Raw genomic sequence first — 23805 nt, 5'->3', positions numbered from 1 at the left:
AACAAGGATATGGAAATATCATTTTATAAATATCAAGGAACGGGTAATGACTTTGTCATGATCGATGATCGATCAGAGCAGTTTGATGACCAAAACCTTGAACTGGTCAGTCAGCTTTGTGACCGAAAATTCGGAATAGGTGCAGACGGTCTTATTCTGATCCGTAATAAAGAAGGCTATGATTTCGAAATGGTGTATTTTAACTCTGATGGCTCGCAAAGTATGTGTGGCAACGGAGCGAGGTGCGCAGTAGCCTTTTCGAAATTTTTGGGCATCGTGGAAGAAAACACCAAATTCCTTGCCATAGATGGGCCTCATGAAGCACGTATTGCCAATGGCTTAGTAGAGTTGGGCATGAGCGAGGTAAGCCAGCTTTCAAGTGTTCAGCAGGATTATTTTGTCAATACAGGATCTCCCCACCATGTACGTTTTGTAGATGATGTGGAAACTTATCCTGTGGTGGATACTGGAGCAGAAATCAGGTACAGCAATACCTATAAGCCTGATGGCACAAATGTGAATTTTATTTCTTCACTCTCTGAAGATGAGATTTTCGTTAGAACCTATGAACGTGGAGTAGAAAATGAAACACTATCCTGTGGGACTGGAGTGACGGCCTGCGCATTGGTCTATGGGCAACAAAACAAGCTCAACCATGTTCGCATCAAATCCCTTGGAGGCCATCTAGCTGTTAAATTCACTGCCTCATCAGATGGTAGTTTTAAGGATATTTTATTAATTGGCCCTGCTGAGCAGGTCTTCAGCGGAAAGGTAAAAATATAAGCCAATACCACAATCCAAATTTATGCCCGATTGCTGGGTAAAAACTACCGATTGTAACAAAAAGAAAGTAATTTTAAACGCTATTACAATTTTCAATATAATATGTTAGACGTTATTGCTAAAGGTCTGGCCAAAATCTTCGGAACCAAGTCAGATCGTGATATAAAAGAATTGCTCCCCATAGTGGATAAGATCAATGCTGAATTCAAGCAACTCTCATCCATTACCGACGAAGAGTTAAGGGCAAAAACCATTGAGATCAAAGAAGTCATCAATACAGAATTAAAATCCTTTGATGATAATATTGCTTCTCTGAAGACAGAAATCGAAGCTTTGGCTCCAGATAAGGTGCACGAAAAGGATGCGCTTTTCAACCAAATCGATGGTGTCGAAAAAGATCGTAACGAGGCCTTGGAAGTGGTACTAGAAAAAGTGCTTCCCAAGGCTTTTGCTGTTGTTAAAGAAACCGCTAGAAGGTTTAAGGAGAACAGTAAAATCGTGGTTAAGGCCAATGACTATGACCGTGAACTTTCCACAAGAAAAGACAATGTAGAGATCAGCGGCGACGAGGCCATTTGGCATAACAAATGGATGGCTGCTGGTACTGAGATTACCTGGGACATGCTCCATTATGATGTTCAGTTGATTGGTGGTATGGTGCTTCATAAGGGTAAAATCTCTGAGATGGCCACCGGGGAGGGTAAAACCTTGGTATCTACTCTGCCTGCTTACCTCAATGCCTTGGCCGGTCGTGGAGTACACATCGTTACTGTAAACGACTACTTGGCAAAAAGGGATAGTGAGTGGAATGCACCTTTATTCGAATTCCATGGTCTTACGGTAGATTGTATCGATAAATACCAACCTAATTCTGCAGGTAGAAGAAAAGCTTATAATTCCGATATCGTTTATGGTACCAATAATGAATTCGGCTTCGATTATCTAAGGGACAATATGTCCAGAGAAGCCAATGACCTGGTTCAGGGCAGACACCACTTTGCCATGATCGATGAGGTCGATTCAGTATTGATCGATGATGCGAGAACGCCGTTGATCATCTCCGGACCAATTCCAAGAGGAGACGAGCACGAATTTTATGATATGAAACCAAGGGTCGCTACCTTGGTGGACGAACAAAGAAAATTGGTTCAGGGTTACCTGACCGAGGGTAAAAAGCTGATCGCAGCAGGCAACCAAAAAGAAGGTGGTTTAGCCTTGTTCAGAGCTTACCGTGGTATGCCTAAGTACAAGCCTTTGATCAAATACCTTTCTGAGCCTGGGATCAGGGTAATCCTTCAAAAAACAGAGAACTACTACCTTCAAGACAATAAAAGGATGATGCCAGAGGCGGACGAACCGCTTTTGTTTACCATTGAAGAAAAGTCCAATACTGTGGACCTTACGGATAATGGTATTGAGGTAATCACCAAGAAAAATGAGGATACCAACTTCTTTATCCTTCCGGACATCGGTACTGAAATTGCCGAAATGGAAAAGGATGAAAGTCTGGATGACAAAGAGAAGTTGATCCGTAAGGAAGAAATCATCAAGGATTATGGTGTCAAGGCCCAAAGAATCCACACGGTAAACCAACTATTGAAGGCTTACTGTATGTTCGAAAAGGACACCGAGTATATCTTGGTAGACGGTAAGGTGAAAATCGTCGATGAACAAACAGGTCGTGTGATGGAAGGCAGAAGATATTCTGATGGACTTCACCAAGCCATAGAAGCAAAGGAAAATGTGAAGGTAGAAGATGCTACACAGACCTATGCGACCATCACCTTGCAGAACTATTTCAGAATGTACCATAAGTTGTCAGGTATGACCGGTACAGCCGAAACAGAAGCTGGAGAATTCTGGGAAATCTATAAGTTGGATGTGGTAGTCATCCCTACCAACAAACCAATCCAGCGTGATGATAGGGATGACAAAGTCTATAAAACTGTCCGGGAGAAGTTCAATGCAGTAGTTGATGAAATTAATGAACTGACTGATGCAGGAAGACCAGTACTGGTAGGTACTACTTCTGTGGAAATTTCTGAGGTACTCAGCAGAATGTTGACCTTGAAAAAGATCAAGCATCAGGTATTGAATGCCAAGCAACACGCCAAGGAAGCGGAAGTAGTTGCGGAAGCAGGTAAACCAGGAACAGTGACCATTGCCACCAACATGGCCGGTCGTGGTACCGATATTAAATTGACCCCAGAATCCAAGAAAGCCGGAGGTTTAGCCATCATTGGTACCGAGCGCCACGAATCCAGAAGGGTCGACAGACAGTTGAGAGGTCGTGCAGGTCGTCAAGGGGATGTGGGATCTTCTCAATTCTTTGTTTCTCTAGAGGATAATTTAATGCGTTTGTTTGGCTCTGAGCGTATTGCCAAGCTGATGGATCGCATGGGCCTTGAAGAAGGTGAGGTGATCCAGCATTCCATGATTTCCAAATCCATCGAACGTGCCCAGAGAAAAGTTGAAGAAAACAACTTCGGTGTGCGTAAGCGTTTGTTGGAGTACGATGATGTAATGAACTCCCAGAGAGAGGTAGTTTACAAACGTAGGAAAAACGCCTTGATGGGTGAGAGACTTGAGTTGGATATCTTGAATATCATGTATGATGTCTGCGAGGGAATCATCGAAATGGCCAAGTCTACTGAGGATATTGAAAACCTAAGAATGAATATCTATAGTTCTCTGGGCATAGATCATAAATTCAGTGAAGAGGATATTAAATCCAAAGATCTAGCTGTTCTGACACAAGAACTCTTTGATGCATCTTACCAGAATTATGTGACCAAAAACCAAAGAGTCCTTGAACGCGCCATGCCAGTACTAAAGGATGTCTATGAGAACAGAGGGGCAACCGTAAAGGAAATCATGGTACCAATTACTGATGGCATCAAGCAAATTGGTGTGGTGATCAATTTGGAATCTACCCTTGCTAATGAAGGTAGGGATTTGATCAGGGCCTTGGAGAAAAATGTAACCTTGGCCATTATCGATCAAAATTGGAAAGAACACTTAAGGGACATGGATGACCTTAAGCAATCTGTACAAAATGCTGTTTACGAACAAAAAGATCCATTATTGATCTACAAATTCGAAGCATTTGAAATGTTCAAGCGTTTTGTGGGTAAGCTGAATGAAGACATTATTTCTTTCTTGGCCAAAGCAGAATTGCCTCAGCAAAACCCAGATCAAGTAAAAGCTGCCCAAGCACAGCGTCAGCCAGAACCTGCAGTACAGGCTTCTAAGGAAGATGCCAGCAGTTCTTTGAATCCACATGCCAACAGAGCAGCTGCAGCAGCCGTGGCCGCTAACCGTGGCGCACAAAAACAAGTTGTCGCTCCAAGGAAATCAGAAAAGGCCTATGGAAGAAATGACCGTGTTTCTGTCCAATATCCTGATGGCAATGTCAAAAAGGATGTTAAATACAAAAGTGTTGAGCAGGATATCATTTCTGGCAAGTGTATTGTTATAGAAGATTAAAAAACACCATGACTAAGCAAGCATTTTCCCTTTTGATGTCCTTCGTCTTATTGGCGGGTTGTGCCGGAGGCAGTAAGATCAGTCGCTCTGCTGCCGCCTATAACAACTATCAGGAAGACCTTAGCTATAATCGGATCACTTACCCTGACTTACCAAAAGAAAATAGTATAGCTCCGGAGAGCAATGGTCCGATCAGTGCTGAGGCTGGCGACCCAGTGGATGCGGATCTTGAGCAAGCACTGACTAGTTTTTCTATTGAAAATGAAGAAAGGGGCACTTATAATGGCTTCACCATTTTAGTGTATAGCGGTGTAGACAGAGAGCAGGCCTTTAGTGTAAGAAATGATCTTTATAATACGCTGCCTAGTGAGGTCAAAGCTGAAATGGAATACGAGCAGCCAAGATACTTGGTAAAAGTAGGTCAATACCTTTACAGAATTGAGGCCCATTCCTTATTCCATACTATTAAAAAGGATTTTCCAACAGCAAGAATCATAAGACAAAGATTTGGCAAAGCCCCCGAAGAAGAAGAGCCTGAAGAAGGGGAAATTATTGAAGGAGAAGATATTTAAGCATGTTAAAAGATAAAGTGAAAGCCCTGGCCGGGGAATACCTGGATCAGATCACCAATACTAGAAGATATATCCACGCCAACCCTGAACTTTCCTTCGAGGAATACAAAACAAGTGCTTTTGTAGCTTCCCAGTTGAAAGAAATGGGGATTACCAATATCGAAAAAAAAGCCAATACTGGATTGGTAGCACTCATTGAAGGTAAAAACCCTTCAAAAAAAATCATTGCCCTAAGGGCAGATATGGATGCGCTACCAATTGTAGAGCAAAATGATGTTCCTTATAAGTCGACTAATGAAGGCGTAATGCATGCCTGTGGGCATGATGTTCACACTGCTTCTTTATTGGGGGCCGCAAAAATCCTTAATGGGGTAAAAGACGAATTTGAAGGTACAATAAAATTGATTTTTCAGCCTGGAGAAGAAAAAATCCCAGGGGGTGCTTCTTTGATGATTAAGGACAAAGCCCTAGAGAATCCAAAGCCGGAAGCTATTGTAGGCCAACATGTGATGCCATTGATCGATGCGGGCAAAGTGGGCTTCCGTAAAGGAATGTACATGGCCAGTGCTGATGAACTTTACCTTACCGTAAAAGGTAAAGGTGGTCATGGTGCCATGCCAGAAACCTTGGTAGACCCTATACTTATTGCTTCTCACATCATCGTAGCTTTACAGCAAGTAGTCAGCCGTAATGCCAGTCCAAAGATTCCTACGGTACTTTCCTTTGGACATATCGAGGCTAAAGGAGCTACTAATGTCATCCCTAATGAAGTCAAGATTCAGGGAACATTCAGGACCTTAAATGAAGAATGGAGAGCTGAGGCCCACAAAAAAATGGTGAAAATTGCCGAAGGTCTAGCTGAAGGCATGGGAGGTGCTGTGGACTTTGAAGTTCGTAAAGGTTACCCATTTTTAAAAAATGCTCCTGAGCTTACCGATCGTGCATATAAAGCTGCCCAGGAATTTCTAGGTGAGGAAAATGTTGAAGATTTGGATGTTTGGATGGCCGCAGAGGATTTCTCCTACTATACCCAAGAGATGGATGGTTGTTTTTATCGTTTGGGCATCAGGAATGAAGAAAAGGGCATCACAAGCGGAGTGCATACTCCTACCTTTGATATAGATGAAAGCGCATTGGAAGTAGGTGCCGGATTGATGGCATGGATAGCTATCAATGAACTTTCACAAGGTTGATGATAGGCTAAATAAGCGGTTCCCAACAAGCTCATTTTTAAAAGGATTACTAATATGAAGAAGAGTATTGCAGCATTTTTTTTGAGTACAGTAATTATTTTCCAGTCTTTTGGATGGGGACAAAATGGCCACAGGGTGGTCGGTCAAATAGCAGCTTGGCACCTTAGTAAAAAGGCAAAAAGGAATATTGCTGCGGTTTTGGAAAATGAATCAATTCCCATGGTGGCCAATTGGATGGACCAAATTAGATCAGATCGTGCATACGATTATGCCTATTCCTGGCATTTCCTAACTGTCCACAAGGGTAAAGGGTATGAGCCTCATTTACAAGATGAGAGGGGAGATGCCTATCAGACATTGCTTAGGCTTATAGAGGAGCTCAAAAATAAGCCCTTATCCTTCAAGAAAAAGCAGGAAAACCTGAAAATGCTTATTCATATTGTAGGAGACCTGCATCAGCCCCTACATGTGGGGACAGGTGAAGATATGGGAGGAAATAAGGTGGATGTCTATTACTTCAACCAAAAAACCAACCTCCATACCGTCTGGGATACCAAAATGATCGAAAGGCAGCACCTTAGCTATACGGAGTTGGCCAAGCATTTGAATAATAGGGCAAGTAAAGATAAAATCAAAAAGCTACAAGCTGCCCCCATTGAAAGTTGGCTGGAGGAAGCTGTTTCACTTAGGAAATATGTTTATGATCTTCCTGAGAATAAGAAATTGTCCTATGAATACGATTATAAATGCTTTCCCATTATAGAAAATCAACTGTTGGCGGGTGGAATCCGCCTAGCTGGAATCCTAAATGATATTTACGGATGATTTATTCAAAAAAAACTAAAAGCCTCCTAATTAGTCTTTAGGAGGCTTTTTTATGTTTATATCGAAGAGATTGGACTAATCCTTCAATTTCAAAATCCCATCAATATACTCCCGATTATTCGCTAGTCTGGGCACCTTATTTTGACCACCTAACTTACCTCTCGACTTCATCCAGGTTTCGAATAAACCTTGCTGGGCAAAATGAATTTTGGGTTTGTCCAATGCCATGTCTTTATAGCGCTTAGCGTCATAATCAGAGTTGATTGCTCTCAAAGTAGCGTCCAGCTTCTCCTTAAACAAGTTTTCATCATCGGGCATTTTACTAAACTCAATAACCCATTCATGGGCTCCTTTGCTGCCTGCCCCTTCAAAATATACTGGTGCTGCAGTAAAGTTTACAATGGTTGCATCAGTGGCCTTACAGGCTTCTTCTATGGCTTTCTCAGCATTTTCAACAATTACTTCTTCCCCAAAAGCATTGATAAAATGCTTGGTTCTACCAGAAATTTTTATTCTATATGGACTTATAGAAGTGAATTTTACCGTATCTCCAATCTTATAGCGCCAAAGTCCTCCATTAGTACTAATTAATAAGGCATAATTCTTTCCGAGTTCTACTTCTTCTAAAGGAATGACTTTTGGATCCTCGGCATCCCATTCTTCCATTGGGATGAATTCATAGTAAATTCCATAATCCAACATCAATAGTAATTCATCAGAATTCTTTTGATCTTGGATACCAAAGAAGCCTTCGGAAGCATTATAAGTCTCCATATAGTGCATCCCATTGGATGGGATAAGTTCTTGGAACAACCTTCTGTAAGGTCCAAAAGCAACCGCTCCATGAAAAAACACTTCCAAATTTGGCCATACCTCCAGAATATTTTTTGAACCTGTAATTTCCATTATTCTTTCCAAGAGAACTATGGTCCAGGTAGGCACTCCAGATATGCTGACCACATTTTCCTTCATCGTTTCATAAGCCATTCTCTCTATCTTCTCCTCCCATTCACTCATTAATGCAGTCTCCAAACTCGGGGTCCTCGCTAGTTGGGCCCAAACAGGCAGGTTTCTCATAATAACGGCGGAGATGTCTCCATAATGGCTGTTTTTATTTGCATCAAAGCTATTGACCTGATGACTGCCCCCTATGGCCAAGCTCTTGCCGGAAAAGAGTTTGCTCTCAGGATAATTATTCACATACAATGAAAGCATATCTTTGCCTCCCTTAAAGTGGCAATCCTCTAAAGATTCCTGTGAAACTGGGATAAACTTACTTCTACTCCCTGTAGTCCCGGATGACTTGGAAAACCAGGTGATTTCTGTTGGCCAAATCACATTTTGTTCGCCTTTCATGGTTTTTTCTATATAAGGCTGCATTTGCTCATAATTATGAACAGGGACATTATTGGCAAAATCCCGATGAGATTTGATATCTGAAAATCCGTATTGTTTTCCAAATTCGGTTTTCCTTGCCGTTTTAATAAGATCGAAAAAAATATCTTGTTGAACTTCAATAGGATTTTCTTTGAAGTTATCAATCTGACCTATTCGGATCTTAAAGATCCAGGTCATAAAAGTATTCAGTACGTCCATAAAATCAGATCTTACGTTTTAGTTCAAAATTCTTACCAAGGTATACTTTTCGAACCTGTTCATCAGCTGCAAGTTCTTCCGCAGTACCTGCCTTTAGTAATTTCCCCTCAAACATCAGATAAGCACGATCTGTAATGGATAGGGTTTCATTGACATTGTGATCTGTAATCAAAATACCGATGTTTTTATTTTTCAACTTGGCAACAATAGTTTGAATTTCCTCTACAGCAATGGGGTCGACTCCTGCAAAAGGTTCATCCAGTAGGACAAAATTAGGATCCACAGCCAAGGCCCTGGCGATTTCAGTCCTTCTTCGCTCCCCTCCTGAAAGTACCATGCCCAAGTTTTTTCGGACATGGGTCAGACTAAACTCCTCCAGTAATTCCTCCATTTTCTCCTTTTGGGCAGTTTTAGGCAGGTCGGTCATTTCTAATACCGCCATGATATTCTCCTCTACAGATAATTTCCTAAATACAGAAGCCTCCTGCGCAAGATAACCTATACCTCTTTTTGCACGGCGATACATGGGTAAAGGAGTAATTTCCTCTTGGTCTAAAAAAACTTTCCCGCTATTGGGCTTTATAAGACCTACAATCATATAAAAAGAAGTGGTTTTTCCAGCTCCATTTGGCCCTAAAAGTCCCACAATCTCGCCCTGCTCCACTTCCACGGAAATATTGTTCACCACCTTTCGACCCTTATAGATCTTAATCAGGTTGTCACCTCTAAGTTTCATTTCAATCGAATTTTATGTCCTTAACGTACAGTTGTAAACTACTGGTATTCCTGAAGGTATTTTCTCTTACCTCAAAGGCAATATTAAAACGCATCTTACTTCTCAGCATTTCATAATAAGTGGCAAAGCCAAAGGCAATACAAACGGGAGTAGTCACCTGTCCATCTTGTACAATTTCAAATTTCAAATGCTTGTCCTTAAGCACTTTTATATTCTGTGCATATACTTGATTGGCACAAAATAAAGGCTCAGGATTTCCCGGTCCAAAAGGAGCCATTTGACGCAATATATTATAAAATTTATAATTGATCTGGTCCAGTTCAAGCTCATCATCTACCTCCAAAACTGGCTTGGTATGAATATCGGAAATCCTGCGGCTGACCACCTCTTCAAATTTCTCTTGAAATGCTGGCACATTATCTAGTTCCATAGTCAAGCCTGCTGCATATTTATGCCCTCCAAATTGCTCTAATAAATCACTACACTCACTAATAGCTTCATAGATATTAAAATCAAATACCGAGCGTGCACTACCAGTGGCCTTATTATTGGATTCGGTCAATATGATGGTTGGTCTGTAGTATTGTTCAATACACCTGGAAGCTACGATTCCTATCACTCCCTTATGCCAATCCTCTTTATAGAGTACAGTGCTTTTATAGGGCTTTATCTGCTCCCTATCCTCGATCATTTGTATGGCTTCCTTGGTGATGTTCTCATCAAAGTTCTTTCTGGCAGCATTGACATCTTCCACCAACTCAGCACGTTCAAGGGCATCATGGATATCTTTGGAATTCAATAGTTCAACAGAGGCCTTTGCATGCTCCAACCTTCCAGAAGCATTGATTCGTGGACCAATCCTGAAAACTATATCCGATATCTCAATATCCTTATCTGATTTCAACTGAAGCATTTCCCTGTGAAGCAACTGCCTGTTTTCCTGCAGTTCCTTTAGGCTGCGCTGCCCTTTTCCGGCCAGGATCAAAGCCATTAGGCCCGGTCGGGGATTATTGTTCAATCTTTCCAGACCATAGTGGGCCAGAATTCTGTTCTCTCCAGAAATGGGCACAATATCAGCCGCAATACTCACAGCTACCAAATCCAAAAGACCAAAAAGGTGACTGGCATTTTTTCCAGTTCGCTCAGTAAAAGCTTGTATTAATTTAAATCCCACTCCACATCCACTTAATTCCTTATAAGGATATTCGCAATCTACTCTTTTCGGATCAAGTACCGCCAATGCTGGAGGCAATTCCTCTCCAGGCGTATGGTGATCACAGATAATAAAATCTATCCCCAAACTATTGGCTAAAGCTACTTTCTCTATTGCTTTGATTCCACAATCCAAGGATACAATTAATTTAAAATCATTTTCAGCAGCAAAACGAACGCCGCGCTCTGAAACACCATAACCCTCCTGATACCTGTCCGGAATATAGAAATCTACGTATGGATAAAACTCTTTCAAAAATCCATAAAACAATGCCACCGCAGTAGTCCCATCCACATCATAATCCCCATAGACAAGGATCTTCTCCTCATTATTTACCGCTTCCACCATCCTATTGACAGCCTTATCCATGTCTTTCATCAGAAATGGAGAGTGGATTTTATCCAAATCCGGCCTAAAAAAATCTTTAGCTTCCTGAAAATCAACTACTCCACGGTTGACCAGAAGATTGGCCAATGTCGGATTGACATTGATTTCACTGCTAAGGGATTGAACGGTTTCTTGATCTGCTTTACTTTTTATTTCCCACCTAAACTCCATGCCGCCTAAATTACTAAACTAAACTGCTTCTTTATTAAAAAAAATTGCAATTATTTCCATGCAAAAGCCTTTATACAAACTAAGTGCCTGTGCCTAAGTTAATGAGCTCGAAATATAATGGAAATTACTTTTAATTAATACAATGATATTTCAGCTCAGTATAAATTAAACTTTATGAATCTTTGGGCTAAAACTATTTTTGTTAAGTTTAAACTATCATTTTTTATCTCTTAATTGCTATGATATGGTCAAAACGAAAAACTTTTCCCTCTCAGAATGGGATTTTTTTGAAATCATCGCTACTAACCGGCTTAAAAAATTCTGGTGGCTTTATCTGATTTCCTTTATTTTAGGATTTTCACATCTTAACAGCTTTGGAGATGATAGGTTCTCTACTGCCATTGTAGTTTTTGGATTGACCTTTCCTCCGCTAATCTTTCTCTATTTACTATTTTGGGTTAAATCATCGAAAAATGCCAGCCTATTTCATGAAATGAGCATGACATTTTCAGAGGAAAAGATCAGTCTTTCCATGTCCAATGGAAATTATAGTGAAGTTCCTTGGGACCAAATCTTAGCAATTAAAAAGCGTCGCAATTATTGGTTATTTTATATTTCTAATAATCAGTTTCTATTTTTGAAAAAGGAAGCTTTTGACTCTAAAGAAGACCTTCAAAAATTTGAATTATTAACAACAGAAAAATTTACCAAATCATAAATTAGAACTAATGCGAAACGCCTTCACACTATTGTGCCTTTCACTGTTGGCACTGTCTTGTAGCTCAAAATCTTCCCAAACTTACCCCGTTGGTCAAGTTATCACTCCAAAAGGAGAAATGTTATTCTGGTTGTATGAGGAAACCCCTATTCATAAAGAAAGCTTCATAGAACTAGCCAATGCACAATATTGGGATTCACTAACCTTCAATAGGGTAATTGAAGGCTTTGTAATTCAGGGAGGTTGTCCTGATACGCCCGAAGGATTTGGGGATTCTCCTTATCTTTTGGAGCCAGAATTCGTCGATGGGATTAAACATGTATATGGTGCAGTAGGTGCTGGAAGGGATGATAATCCTGAAAAATTATCAGCAGGTTGCCAAATCTATATTGTCCATGACAAGGATGGCATAGAAAGACTGGATGGAAATTATACTGTTTTTGGTCAAGTCTTTAAGGGGCTGGATGTATTGGATGCTATAGCAACAGTCAAAACAGATTCCACAGACACCCCCTTGGTGGATATCAACATGGAGGTCAATGTCATCGAAATGACTGCTGAAGAACTTAAAGAAAATGGATATGACCTTGAATTAAAATCAGATCATTAATAATCAACAACCGTATCCAGGACTTCCTTTAATGTAACCCTTTCTCCATCTTTATAAGGAACGATCCAAGCAGTGCTAATTCCTAGCTTCCGCATAAGCTTCTTAAAAGTATTGGCTTCATCATAGTCCCTGTAATAGCCCAAAAGCATGCGCTTCAAATCCCCTTTTTCTTCCACGTCCATAACGAAGTCAGAGGGGATTTCTTTGTCATACTCTTTCTCGGTCAATGCTCCGATCTGCACCCTAAACACCACACCTTTGCTCCATTCTCCTTCCAGTGTGTCTGGAGCTCCATGCAGTTCTTCATGAGCATCCTCCATCATGGTACTGGTATATTTTTCCTCTAGTTCTTCATGTCTCTTTTGGAGAATGGTAAGGTCTTGGGATTTGCTGGAAAGTTCTTTCTTTAGGTCTTGATTTTCCTTTTCAAGCTCAAGAATATTAACCTTTTGCTGTTGTTGTAATTCCTGCATCTGCCGAAGCTGCTCCGGAGTCATTCGTTTCAACTCTTTCTTCAGTGCTTTTTTCTCATCTTTCGATAACTGGGCTAAAGCATTTGTAATATTTGACAACAAAAGTGCCAGCAATAAGCATGATCCTAAAAGGTATTTCGAAACCATATCCTCCAATAATAATTTAGTTTAAACAAAAAAGAAGAAGCATATTTCATGTAAAATACGAAATATACTTCCCCTTTTAAAATTTGGATAAAATAAAGTTATAATATCGGTCTTTTAAGATTTCCCAAAAGACGAATTACTTCATACTTCCTATCATATCTTCTGGTTTTACCCACTCATCAAACTGCTCATTGGTTAATAAGCCCAAGTCCAGAGCAGCCTCCCTTAGGCTAGTACCTTCTTTGTGGGCTTTCTTAGCTATGGCCGCTGCATTTTCATAACCGATATGTGTATTCAATGCTGTTACCAACATCAAAGAATTTTCAAGGTGCTTCTTGATAAATGGTCTGTTTGGTTCAATACCAATCACACAATTATCATGGAAAGATACACAAGCATCACCGATCAATCTGGCAGAAGTTAAAAGATTGTGGATCATCATTGGCTTGAACACGTTCAATTCAAAATGTCCATTGGAGCCACCCACAGATACAGCTGTATCATTTCCAATTACTTGGGCACAAACCATGGTCATGGCCTCCGCTTGGGTAGGGTTTACCTTTCCTGGCATGATAGAAGAGCCTGGTTCATTCTCAGGAATTAGGATTTCACCGATTCCCGAACGAGGACCTGATGATAACATTCTGATGTCATTGGCAATCTTCATCAAGCTAACCGCTAATTGTTTCAAAGCACCATGAGTTTCCACGATGGCATCATGAGCAGCCAAAGATTCGAATTTATTTGGTGCCGTGATAAATGGTTGACCAGAGAATTCTGCTATTTTCTTGGCTACCAACTCAGCATATCCTTTAGGAGTATTCAAGCCAGTTCCTACTGCAGTTCCACCTAAGGCTAATTCGGAAAGGTGGGCCAATGTGTTTTTCAAGGCTTTTACACCATGGTCTAGCTGGGCAACATAACCAGAAAACTCCTGTCCCAAAGTCAGTGGAGTAGCATCCATAAAATGGGTACGCCCAATCTTCACCACATCCATAAATTGCTCAGACTTGCTTTTAAGTGTGTCTCTCAATTTTTCCACACCAGGAATCGTTGTTTCCACTACCATTTTATAGGCCGCAATATGCATTGCTGTAGGGAAGGTGTCATTGGAAGACTGTGACTTGTTCACATCATCATTTGGGTGGATGGTCTTTTTCTCATCCTCCAAAGTACCTCCTTGTAAAACATGGCCCCTATAGGCAATCACCTCATTGGCATTCATATTGGATTGGGTACCAGAACCCGTCTGCCAGATCACCAATGGAAACTGATCATCTAATTTGCCTTCCAAAATCTCATCACAAACCTTGGCGATTGTCTCCGCCTTTTCAGGTGCCAAAACACCCAATTCAGCATTGGTCATGGCCGCCGACTTCTTAAGAATGGCAAAAGCATGGGTAATTTCTAAAGGCATTCGGTTACGCTCACCACCAATTTTAAAGTTGTTGATGGATCTTTGGGTCTGGGCACCCCAGTATTTGTCCGCAGGGACTTCCACTGGACCCATGGTGTCTTTTTCTATTCTATATTTCATGTGTTAATAATTTGTTTTAATGATCACATAGCCTTTTCCGAACTAGGTTCGGGAGAACCTCCCATTTTATGATCATCTTCTATATGACGATTTTACAATGCTCGGTTTAATCCAATAAATAATCTTGATTTTAGTCAAAATCTTGTTTACTGACAGTGCCTTATCTTTCAATATACAGCTGTCTAACAGGGCCACTAAATTACTATTTGAAGGCCACAATCCATAAATGAAGGGTGATTTTGTCCTTTAAAATTCAACTGTTTTTTTGCAAGCTCAGCATTTCATGAAAAATTTTCTGGGACTCTTTTACCTTACGCTTAAAATACGACCAGGCAAAAAGGACATTGCCTAAGCCTACGCCCAAACTCAGCATAGCAAAAATAGGCTGCCCGGCTGCAAATAAAAAGAAAATCCCCATGGCCAAGGTGATAACCGACCAAAATAGGATAAAGAAAGCAGAACTGGGAAATAAGCTAAAATCCAAAAAAATGATACATCCTGAGTGAGTAGATTCTATTTTGCCTTTGATCAGCGGAATAAAACTGTCTGCTTTTGTCAGTACTTTGGAGAGCCTGAAAGAATTCTCCTTAATACTGCCATTAAAAATTTGCCCATCCTTTGATCCCAATGAAGTCTGGGCTAGATAGTCCACCTCTTGGGTCACCGTATGCAAACGAGTGATGACTTCCTCACAAGTAAGAGAGGAAACCAACACTTCGGTATGATGGGGCAAGTACTGGAACATTTATTCCTGCCTCCACAGGTTATTATGATTTTATTGCTATACAGGAAATTTCTACCTGCACGTCTTTCGGTAATCTGCTTACCTCCACAGTCTCCCTCGCAGGTGGGTTGGACTTGAAGTATTGACCATAGGCTTCATTGATGGTGCCAAAATCATCCATACTCTTAATAAAAATAGAACATTTTACGACATCGCCAAAACTATAGCCTGATTCTGTCAATATTGCATCCAGATTTTTCATGACTGCATGCGTTTCTTCTGTGATGTTTTCGTTGATCAACTCACCAGTTGCAGCATCCAATGCTATTTGACCAGATACAAATAGTGTGTTACCAGCTTGAACTGCCTGACTGTAAGGCCCTATTGGAGCTGGAGCTTCTTTTGAATAAATAATCTTATTTGCCATATTCTAAAATTTTATCCCAAATGTAGGGAATTCTGATTGAATGCAATATTAGTCGTGAGTAATGAGTCCTGAGTATTGAGAACAATTAAAACTGTCTCCATACTCAAGACCCAATACTGTTGACTAGCTACTAAATTGCTCTACCCATTAAAGGATCAGAAATACTATCCTTGCCAGTCTCCAATCTTCCTGCGTATCGGATTCCGAAATTATCCAAGCCCGGTACTTCCAGTTTAAAGTCATACCACCCCTGATTTTTGGAGGTATCCAAAGTGAAACTTTCTGATGAGTCAGGCTGAACAGTAAAGGTCTTCTCCAGTTTCTGATAGGTATCATCTGCCAACCTCAAGTTCAGGGATTGTAGCCCACTAATATTATTTACAGTGATTTTAAGACTGTCAGTGATTTCCTTCCGTTTCTTGATAGGTTCACAACTGATGCTCACTCTTGGTCCTTGGGCATTGCCCATAAACTCTCGGTAATATCCATTTGGCCCATAAACCCTTAAATGATATTCCCCTCCTTCAAATGCCTCCAATGGCCAATGATATTCCAATTCATCACCCGATTTCACCGCAAATGCCCAGGTCTTTACTGGCTCAAAGGCTGCTTTTTCCTTATCCCAATAATTTCCAGGAGCATAAACATTAAATGGAGCACCTAAAGCTTCCTCTCCAAACAACTCTTGGGCAGCTTTAAATCGAATGATAAAATGCTTCCCATCATTGCTCAATTTCCCATCAGCATATAGCTCATATTTTAGGGCATTGGAAGGTTTTGTTCCTTGCTCTTGCTTTGGCAAAATATCACTGCCCTCAGGATTTTGCCCAATTTCTCTAGCCTCTTCTTCTGAAAGGGCAGTGAAGTTTTTGGGTAAGTCCTTAAACTGGGCATTGTAAATTTGCTGTACATGCTGGTTTCTATCCACCCACTCTGGCAAATTGATTTCCTCTCCATTATAAGGCCTAAACACTGATGTTAAGTCACCACTGATTTCCCTTCTCCATGCACTGATATTAGGTTCTTCCACCTTCTTACCGGTTTTTTTGGATAACCATTTCTCCATAAACTTAATGGTAGAAGTAATATCACAAACCTGCGAATTCACCCAACCTCCACGACTCCATGGAGAAGCGATAACCAAAGGAACCCTATATCCAAGACCTACTGGACTGGTCCTGGCATCTCTTTCCTTGAAGCCCACTGCCATCTCTTCCTCTTTGGTCACAAACTCACCAGTTACATCCAAACCTTCGGATGCTTTTCCACTTTCAGCATCTTTGGGATTAGGAGCAACAAATGGTGGCACATGATCAAAATAACCATCATTTTCATCATAGTTCAGAATAAAAATGGTCTTTTTCCAAACCTCCGGATTTTGGGTAAGGATATCCATTACCTCAGACACATACCAAGCACCATACCAAGGGGCACTTGGGTGATCTGAGAATTTCTGAGGAGCTACTACCCAAGAGACTGTTGGTAGCTTTCCTTCTTTAACATCTTTCCTGAATTGATGTAAAATATCCCCTTTGGGTACCTTGGTCTCTCTCTGCTCTCCATTGTCCATATGGGACAGGGTTTCTATTTTATGGTAATTGGGATCACCAATATTGGTCATAAAAGCCTTCTCATGTAGGCTCTTCTCCCTTGCACTAAGCTTTTCAAACTGCTTAGGATTCCACTTTTTAAGATATTCTTTAACCTGAACAAGGTCTTCCTTCTTCTCTGCTAACTTCTTTGCCAAATCCTCTTGATCTTCGTTAGGAAGCTTTAATTGCTTTTCTAACTCCTTGATCTCTTTTGGCAGGCTCTTTTCCCTTTTCTTCAGGTAATCATAATGCCCTGGACTAAAACGAACCCCAAACTGTGAGAACCATTCCAGGTTATTATCGGTAAAATTGGAAAGCAAAGAATAATCCTCCACATCAGCACCAACACTCACTTCATTTTGGTACACCTTCCAGGATATCCCATTATCCTCTAGACGCTCTGGGAAAGTTGGCCAATGAACCTCATTATTATATCCTAATTCATGATTTCGAACCTTTGCTTTTTCCCCATCTGGATGTGTTCTTCCAGTCCAAAAATAATTCCTGTTGGTAGTTGTCCCAGTGAGGGAAGCACAAAAATGCTGGTCACAAACTGTAAAAGCATCAGCTAAGGCATAGTAAAAAGGTATGTCTTCACGGCTGTAATAGCCCATGGTCATAGGAACATCCCTGAATTCTTTCCGTCCTGACCTTTTTGCCTCTATCCAACCATTATATTTTCCCTCATTACGGGCATCCACCTGGTTTTCCCAAGAATGGGGAATATCCCGCATCCAAGTAGCTTTTGTATCCTTGATATCAAATCTAAAGGGGGCAAATCGGTTACCTTGTTTATCTGGTTGGAGCCAAACGGGATTCTTATCTGGCAAATTAATGGCCCTTGGGTCATTAAAGCCGCGTACCCCTTTTAGAGTACCAAAGCAATGATCGAACGATCTGTTCTCCTGCATCAACAATACCACATGTTCTGCATCATAAAATGTCGTACCGGGATCGGGAGAAATGGCCATGGCTTTTTCAATGGATGCCGGCAAAGCACTCCAAATCCCGGCTCCACCCGTTAGAAGTGCCGCTTTTTTAAGAAATTCTCTTCTTGAATCCTTCATATTTAATATTCTTTAAGAACTTAAATTCAATAATATCACAATGTATTTAGGTATCAAATAAAAAAAGTGGAACAATTATCGTCCATCACGATAATTGTTCCACCTAATCACTAAGGATATGGATTATTTTACTCCAACCACCAAGTCATTTTATTGATCTGGTCATTACCATCTCCAAATTGTCTGCTGATCGCATCAGTAACATTGCTGGAATTATAGTTGTATTCTGATTGTGGATAAATCCATCTGTATGGAATCTCCACACCAGCCGGTCTTCTGAATGAGGGATATCCTCCCGTTCTATGGTGATCGTAAAAAGAAGTCCATCCCAACTGGAAGAAAGACTGCAAATACTTCTGCATGATGATCAACTGTAATTGCTCTTCCTCACCGGTAGCCATATTGAAATCATTGATTGGCTTAGCTAAATAAGCCATGGCATCTTCTTCTCCTACCCAAGAGGAATAATTCTCCGCATACATTTCATAAAACTTAAAGGAAGCTTTTACTGCCGATTCATAAAGCATAGCTGCATCAGCAGAAATCCATCCTTTAATAGCTGCTTCAGCCAAGATCAATTGCTGCTCAGAATATCCCAAAAGCATATAAGGCTCATTTACCGGGTCCCTATGGTAACGGTCATTCACTTTGGAAACATTACCTTGAGTAGCTTTTTCATTCACCTCAGCATAAGGCGCTGCAGGATCTCCACCCTCATAAGCTGTAAAGTCATCAATGGCCTTTCCGGCTTCTTTCGCGGATTTGGTTTGGGTACAGTAAATGAACAATCTTGGGTCTTCGCGGTCTTGCAATCTTTTTACAAAAGTAGAGTCCATATACATCCCGGAACTGAAGCCACTGGAGTTAAAGCTAGGATAACGGTTGTCCTGCTGATCCAAGAATACCAACTTTCCGCTTTCCTCTACATTCTCCATTAAAGGCCCATTTTGATAGATGCTCGCAAACTCACTCAAGTTTACTTCTCCCTCTTTTTCAGATAGGGTCATCATCACCTTTAGGCGGAAACCATTTACCAGCTTTCTCCAACTCATCATATCACCAGCATAAATGATATCACCGGCTATGATGGTATTGTTGGCAGCAAGGATCTCACTGGCTTCTTTTAACTCAGACAAAATTCCTTCAAAAACTGCTTTTTGGCTATCGTAGGCAGGCTGGTAATTTTGCTCTACTTCACCTTTCAGTGCTGCTGAATAAGGAATATCCCCAAAAGTTAATGTCAGGTTATAGAAATAATAAGCTCTGAAAAACTTTCCAAGTGCCACATAAGAAGGTTCTCCAATTCTTTCTCCTTCTTCGATCATCTTAGACACATCTCTTAGCACACCATAGGCTCCATAACTCCCACGGTCCCATTTGTAATACTGATTGACATTTTCACCATCAGTTTGTACCAACATCTTCAAAGCATATAAAGGGGAGGTACCACGGTATGCCCTAAAAGCATCCCATTCAATTTTGGTCAACAACAACTGAGGGTGAGTCTCTGTTGGCAAATTTGGGTTAATATTCATTTCCTCCAGGTTTTGACAAGAGGAAAGCCCTATCAACAACAAACATATTACTAATATATTCTTCATTTTTTCTCTTTTTTCTTAGTGTGGAAATCAATTAAAAGGTTGCACGAAGGGTGAAACCAACATACCTGGAAGATGGATCCTGCAAGTTGTTATCGTTACCATAATCAGGATCTAGCAAAGGCATCTTTTTCCACATGGCCAGGTTATACCCATACACAGACAGATCAAGCTTTTTGATTTTTTCTGAAGTCATGATATTCATCAAGTCATAAGTCACAGAAAGCCTTCTCAACTTGAAATAAGAACGATCATATACATTTGCAAAAAGCTCATTTTCTTCCTCGGTTACCTGGGCACGGTAAGGATAGATCTGAGACCAAGTTTGCCAGCTCACTGCGGTGGTGTTTTGGGTGTATTCACGGGTGTCAGAAATAATGTTTCCGTTTACATCCCTAACCAATTCACCGCCAGTAACCACTACGCCTTCCGGTACATAAACAGGTTCGCCAGCAGCGTATTCCTCATCTCTGTACAATACTGAGTTAGGATGCTTTCCTCCCCACCACATCTTCTCAATGGTCAAGGAACGGATCAAACCTCCCCAAGCGCCGTCTATATCCATATCCACTCTAAAGTCACCTACTCTAAATCTATTCTGAAGACCTAATCTCCAAGATGGATCCAAGTGACCGATTTTGTTTGGATAAGGATCTCTTGTAGGCAATCCTGTATTGGCATCTAAGATCACTTGACCATCTGCGCTTTTTTGCCAAACTGTAGCATAGTAAGCATCAGCTCTGTCTCCAACACTTAGGTTGCCGAATTTCTCATTGTCCCCATAGATATCTGTGATCTTTTTCACGTATCTGGTCCAGTTCATACCGATATTCCAACCAAATTTATTGTGATCTATGGCATTGAAATTTACCATGGCCTCAAAACCATTGGTTGTATACTGGTTACCATTAACCTTTCTTGAGGAAAAGCCAGATGCTTCTGAAATATTCAAGTCAATAATCTGGTTCTCATCCAAAATCCTATAATAAGTACCTTCAAAAGTCAGCCTTTTCTGAGCAAAAGAAGTAGAGAAGCCTGCCTCAAAAGACGTAGACTTCTCAGGCATAATTTGCGAATTCACCAATCCTGAAGGGTAGTATACTGATGGTGTAGATCCATAAGTAACTCCCTTTTGGTAGGTAGCATAAATACTGTAAGGACTTAAATCACTGGATACTTGAGACCAAGAACTATACACCTTTAAGTAGTCCATTGCCTTTGGCAATCTGATAAATTCAGAAAGCATGGCACTCAATGAAGCTGATGGATAGAAATAGGAGTTGGTGGAAGTCGGTAAGGTAGATGACCAGTCATTTCTTCCTGAGATATTCAAGAACACTGAATTCCACATATCAAAGTTCACAGAACCATAAGCACTTCTAATCGCTTTTTCATTAAAAGAATTTCTGGCTTGAACCGGCCCTTGGGTATTGCTTAAACTATAAATTCCAGGAACGATCAATCCATCTGAAGAAGCAAATTCCTGCTGGTAGCTTCTATAGAAGCTGGATCCACCTGCATTTACCGTGAAGGCAAAATTATCACTGATGCTTTTATTATAAGAGGCCAAGATATCTGTATCCAAATTCAATCTGCTATCATTCCACATCTTATAATCACCATTTCTGGAATCACCATAGTTCATATAAGATTTTGGACTTTCCATATCGGAAAATACCCTGTACTCCCTAGCGGAAACCCTACCTTGAACATATAAATCAGGTGTAATCTGGTATTTCAGTTTCAACTTTCCATCTAAGGTGTTCTGGTTGTGCTTTTGGTTTAGCTCATGAGCAGCAAAGTACACATTATTATACCATGCATAGTTATAGTTGGCCTGACGGTAGCCCTCAAGGCCTGGTACATACATATGGTCTCTTAAATCCTGTCCATTGACATCATCTCCCATCCAAATCAAAATGGTGTACATATGGTTTTTAGGTCCATAGCCATATCTTGGATAGTTTGGAGAAAGCACCTTATTATAACTCAAAGTAGCATCCAACTGTAAGTTGTCGGTCAGATCAAATGAACTGTTGAAATTCAAGCCACCAGTATTCAGAGAGGTATTGGGTACCTGACCTTTTTGATAGGAATAATTTCCAGAAAAGTAAAATCTAGATTTTTCGCCTTGATAAGCAATAGAAAAATCATTTTTGGAAACCACACCCGTCTTCAAGAAGTCTTTTAAGTTATCATGTCTCTCCCAGGGAATTGGAACTCTTTCATAACGAGATTTATCATCATATACCGTTCCTTTTACATTACCATACCATTCTATCACCTCTCCAGTTTGTAAATCCCTAATTGGGCTATTCCACTGCGGTATCATCACTCCGGGCTCAAATTTTGGTCCCCAGATCATATCACCATCCGAGATACCACCATCAGCACCATCCCAGAATTCATATTTTCCATTTGATCCGTTACCATATTCAGTCTGTGTTTCAGGGAAAACTGTAAAACCCGCCGTCACCATATTACTGGTAGAAGCAGTGACGGTCAAACCTTCTTTGGAAGCATTTTTTCGTGTAATCAGGATAGCTCCATTTTTACCTCTTGCACCATAAAGAGCTGATGCCGCGCCACCTTTAAGCACATTGATACTTTCAATATCCTCAGGCGAAATATCAAACAAATCCGTCTCTACTGGAATACCATCCAATACAATCAATGGCGTCTTACCTCTCAATTTGAAAGAAGGAGACTGAAAAATACCTGTAGGGTTGGTCACGGTCAAACCCGCAACTTGGCCCGAAAGGGCATTACCAAGGTTCATGGTTCTGGACTCTCCCAAAACCTCAGTGTTCACTTCTTGGGTAGCATAACCCAATTTTTTCTTTTGTTGCTTGATACCGATAGCCGTAACCACAACTTCATCCAAGCTTTTCTGATCCTCCTCCAAAACCACATTGATAAGAGAACGGCCATTTACGGCTTCTTCTTTTGAAGTGAATCCGATAAAGCTGAATTGTAGCACAGCATTTCTGTCAGCATTGATTTTGTAATTTCCATCAAAATCCGCCACAGTACCATTAGTAGTTCCTTTGATCATAACTGTAACGCCAGGAAGCCCTGCTCCTGAAGCATCTGTTACCTGACCTTTCACTAAATCCTGCCCTGATACCAGAAAAGGAAAGCCCGTTAGTAAGAAAATAAAAATTGTAAAAACGTGTTTCATAAGTTAGTGCACATTATAAATTTAAATAATTGATTTACAGGTGAATAATTAATATTAAGTGGCTATTTGGGGATAATTTGCTCGCAAAATTAGAAGTCTAATTATAGGGGAGGATATAAGCGCAATTATGAATTCTTTAAAAGCTTTCGGATATCCTTAAGTAAAAATTAATACGAAAGAAATGGTCTTGGATAACTGTAAGCACCTATCACTTAAAATGAATATTTATCATTAAAAAAAATCAATAAAATCCGATAGCTGACATCATAAAATAATATTTTAATATCGATAAAAATATTATCCTAAAGTTAAAGCGGTGACATCTAAATTAGGATTATCCATACACATAGTTGGTTCAAAGTGGGAAAAGATCATCACATGGGTTTAAAAGATAGTATTTAGAAAAAAGATGCCTGGATAATCCGCTAGACGTCTATGGAAAAGGATTTGACAGATCAGTTAAAAAATGGATCAAGTGGGAAAGTTGCAGATGGAGAAATAGTATTATCAGATATAAATTAATAAGTATATCCGCAATTGCACCAGTAAGTTTTACCATTCAAAACATTCCCTATTAAGAGAATACATATCTCTAAGAAATACTAATTTAAAATCTGACCCGTCCTGAAAATGGTTGACACTATTCTTCTTTAAATATAGCTAGCATTTTACTATCAAGGAAGTTTACTCTAACTTACAATACCACGATGAAGCGGAGTCAAGCTCTGCTGAGGAGCAACTTGCCAAGGAATAGTCGTTTGGTCCGATA

The 23805-nt window shown here is 40.4% G+C and carries 17 protein-coding genes; 7 read left to right on the top strand and 10 right to left on the bottom strand.

Annotation, left to right across the window (positions count from 1 at the left end; all coding sequences use genetic code 11):
* Positions 1-9: 9 nt before the first annotated feature.
* The 5 genes from dapF (at position 10) to H7U17_RS05900 (ending at position 6859) form a co-directional block, all read left to right on the top strand.
* Positions 10-783, top strand: coding sequence for a diaminopimelate epimerase (gene dapF, locus H7U17_RS05920; protein ID WP_186755748.1), 774 nt, complete (start codon positions 10-12; stop codon positions 781-783).
* A gap of 102 nt (positions 784-885) precedes the next feature.
* Entirely contained in the window at positions 886-4269 is a 3384-nt protein-coding gene (gene secA, locus H7U17_RS05915) for a preprotein translocase subunit SecA (protein WP_186755747.1), read from the top strand.
* A gap of 8 nt (positions 4270-4277) precedes the next feature.
* Positions 4278-4841: a hypothetical protein gene (locus tag H7U17_RS05910; protein WP_186755746.1), complete on the top strand. Its 564-nt coding sequence runs from the start codon at positions 4278-4280 to the stop codon at positions 4839-4841.
* A 2-nt stretch (positions 4842-4843) separates the two neighbouring features.
* The gene (locus tag H7U17_RS05905) at positions 4844-6034 is read left to right on the top strand and encodes a M20 metallopeptidase family protein (RefSeq protein WP_186755745.1); all 1191 of its coding nucleotides are present in this window, start codon (positions 4844-4846) and stop codon (positions 6032-6034) included.
* 54 nt (positions 6035-6088) lie between these two features.
* Positions 6089-6859, top strand: a complete 771-nt coding sequence (locus H7U17_RS05900) for a S1/P1 nuclease (protein WP_186755744.1) — start codon at positions 6089-6091, stop codon at positions 6857-6859.
* Positions 6860-6934: 75 nt separating this feature from the next.
* Here the strand turns inward: H7U17_RS05900 and H7U17_RS05895 are convergent, their stop codons facing one another.
* Genes H7U17_RS05895 through H7U17_RS05885 form a run of 3 tightly spaced genes read right to left on the bottom strand, consistent with a single transcriptional unit; the run spans position 6935 to position 10962 of the window.
* A complete protein-coding gene (locus H7U17_RS05895) occupies positions 6935-8455 on the bottom strand; it encodes a GH3 auxin-responsive promoter family protein (RefSeq protein ID WP_186755743.1) in 1521 nt (506 codons plus the stop codon).
* Positions 8456-8459: 4 nt separating this feature from the next.
* Positions 8460-9191 carry an LPS export ABC transporter ATP-binding protein gene (gene lptB / locus H7U17_RS05890; RefSeq protein ID WP_186755742.1) on the bottom strand — a complete coding sequence of 244 codons (732 nt, stop codon included), beginning with the start codon at positions 9189-9191 and terminating at the stop codon, positions 8460-8462.
* Between the two features lies 1 nt (position 9192).
* Entirely contained in the window at positions 9193-10962 is a 1770-nt protein-coding gene (locus tag H7U17_RS05885) for a single-stranded-DNA-specific exonuclease RecJ (protein ID WP_186755741.1), read from the bottom strand.
* Between the two features lie 244 nt (positions 10963-11206).
* On the opposite strand from H7U17_RS05885, the gene H7U17_RS05880 reads away from it, so the two are divergent.
* Both H7U17_RS05880 and H7U17_RS05875 read left to right on the top strand, forming a co-directional pair.
* Positions 11207-11680, top strand: coding sequence for a YcxB family protein (locus H7U17_RS05880; RefSeq protein ID WP_186755740.1), 474 nt, complete (start codon positions 11207-11209; stop codon positions 11678-11680).
* Positions 11681-11690: 10 nt separating this feature from the next.
* A complete protein-coding gene (locus tag H7U17_RS05875; RefSeq protein ID WP_186755739.1) occupies positions 11691-12290 on the top strand; it encodes a peptidylprolyl isomerase in 600 nt (199 codons plus the stop codon).
* On the opposite strand, the gene H7U17_RS05870 is transcribed toward H7U17_RS05875, so the two are convergent.
* The 7 genes from H7U17_RS05870 to H7U17_RS05840 form a co-directional block, all read right to left on the bottom strand.
* Positions 12287-12910 carry an SPOR domain-containing protein gene (locus H7U17_RS05870; RefSeq protein WP_186756154.1) on the bottom strand — a complete coding sequence of 208 codons (624 nt, stop codon included), beginning with the start codon at positions 12908-12910 and terminating at the stop codon, positions 12287-12289. The two genes, H7U17_RS05875 and H7U17_RS05870, sit on opposite strands and share 4 nt — an antisense overlap.
* Positions 12911-13046: 136 nt before the next feature.
* A complete protein-coding gene (gene fumC / locus H7U17_RS05865) occupies positions 13047-14447 on the bottom strand; it encodes a class II fumarate hydratase (RefSeq protein ID WP_186755738.1) in 1401 nt (466 codons plus the stop codon).
* Between the two features lie 253 nt (positions 14448-14700).
* The gene (locus H7U17_RS05860) at positions 14701-15192 is read right to left on the bottom strand and encodes a hypothetical protein (protein WP_186755737.1); all 492 of its coding nucleotides are present in this window, start codon (positions 15190-15192) and stop codon (positions 14701-14703) included.
* A 22-nt stretch (positions 15193-15214) separates the two neighbouring features.
* The gene (locus H7U17_RS05855; RefSeq protein WP_186755736.1) at positions 15215-15598 is read right to left on the bottom strand and encodes a RidA family protein; all 384 of its coding nucleotides are present in this window, start codon (positions 15596-15598) and stop codon (positions 15215-15217) included.
* A 130-nt stretch (positions 15599-15728) separates the two neighbouring features.
* Positions 15729-18257 (bottom strand): phosphocholine-specific phospholipase C, encoded by a 2529-nt coding sequence (locus tag H7U17_RS05850; RefSeq protein WP_186755735.1) that lies wholly within the window; start codon positions 18255-18257, stop codon positions 15729-15731.
* Between the two features lie 128 nt (positions 18258-18385).
* Positions 18386-19858, bottom strand: coding sequence for a SusD/RagB family nutrient-binding outer membrane lipoprotein (locus H7U17_RS05845; protein ID WP_186755734.1), 1473 nt, complete (start codon positions 19856-19858; stop codon positions 18386-18388).
* Positions 19859-19889: 31 nt separating this feature from the next.
* Positions 19890-23036, bottom strand: coding sequence for a SusC/RagA family TonB-linked outer membrane protein (locus H7U17_RS05840; protein ID WP_186755733.1), 3147 nt, complete (start codon positions 23034-23036; stop codon positions 19890-19892).
* Between the last annotated feature and the right edge of the window lie 769 nt (positions 23037-23805).

It is taken from the genome of Echinicola salinicaeni (assembly GCF_014280965.1).
GTDB lineage: Bacteria > Bacteroidota > Bacteroidia > Cytophagales > Cyclobacteriaceae > Echinicola > Echinicola salinicaeni.
This window is presented reverse-complemented; position numbering and strand designations above follow the sequence as displayed.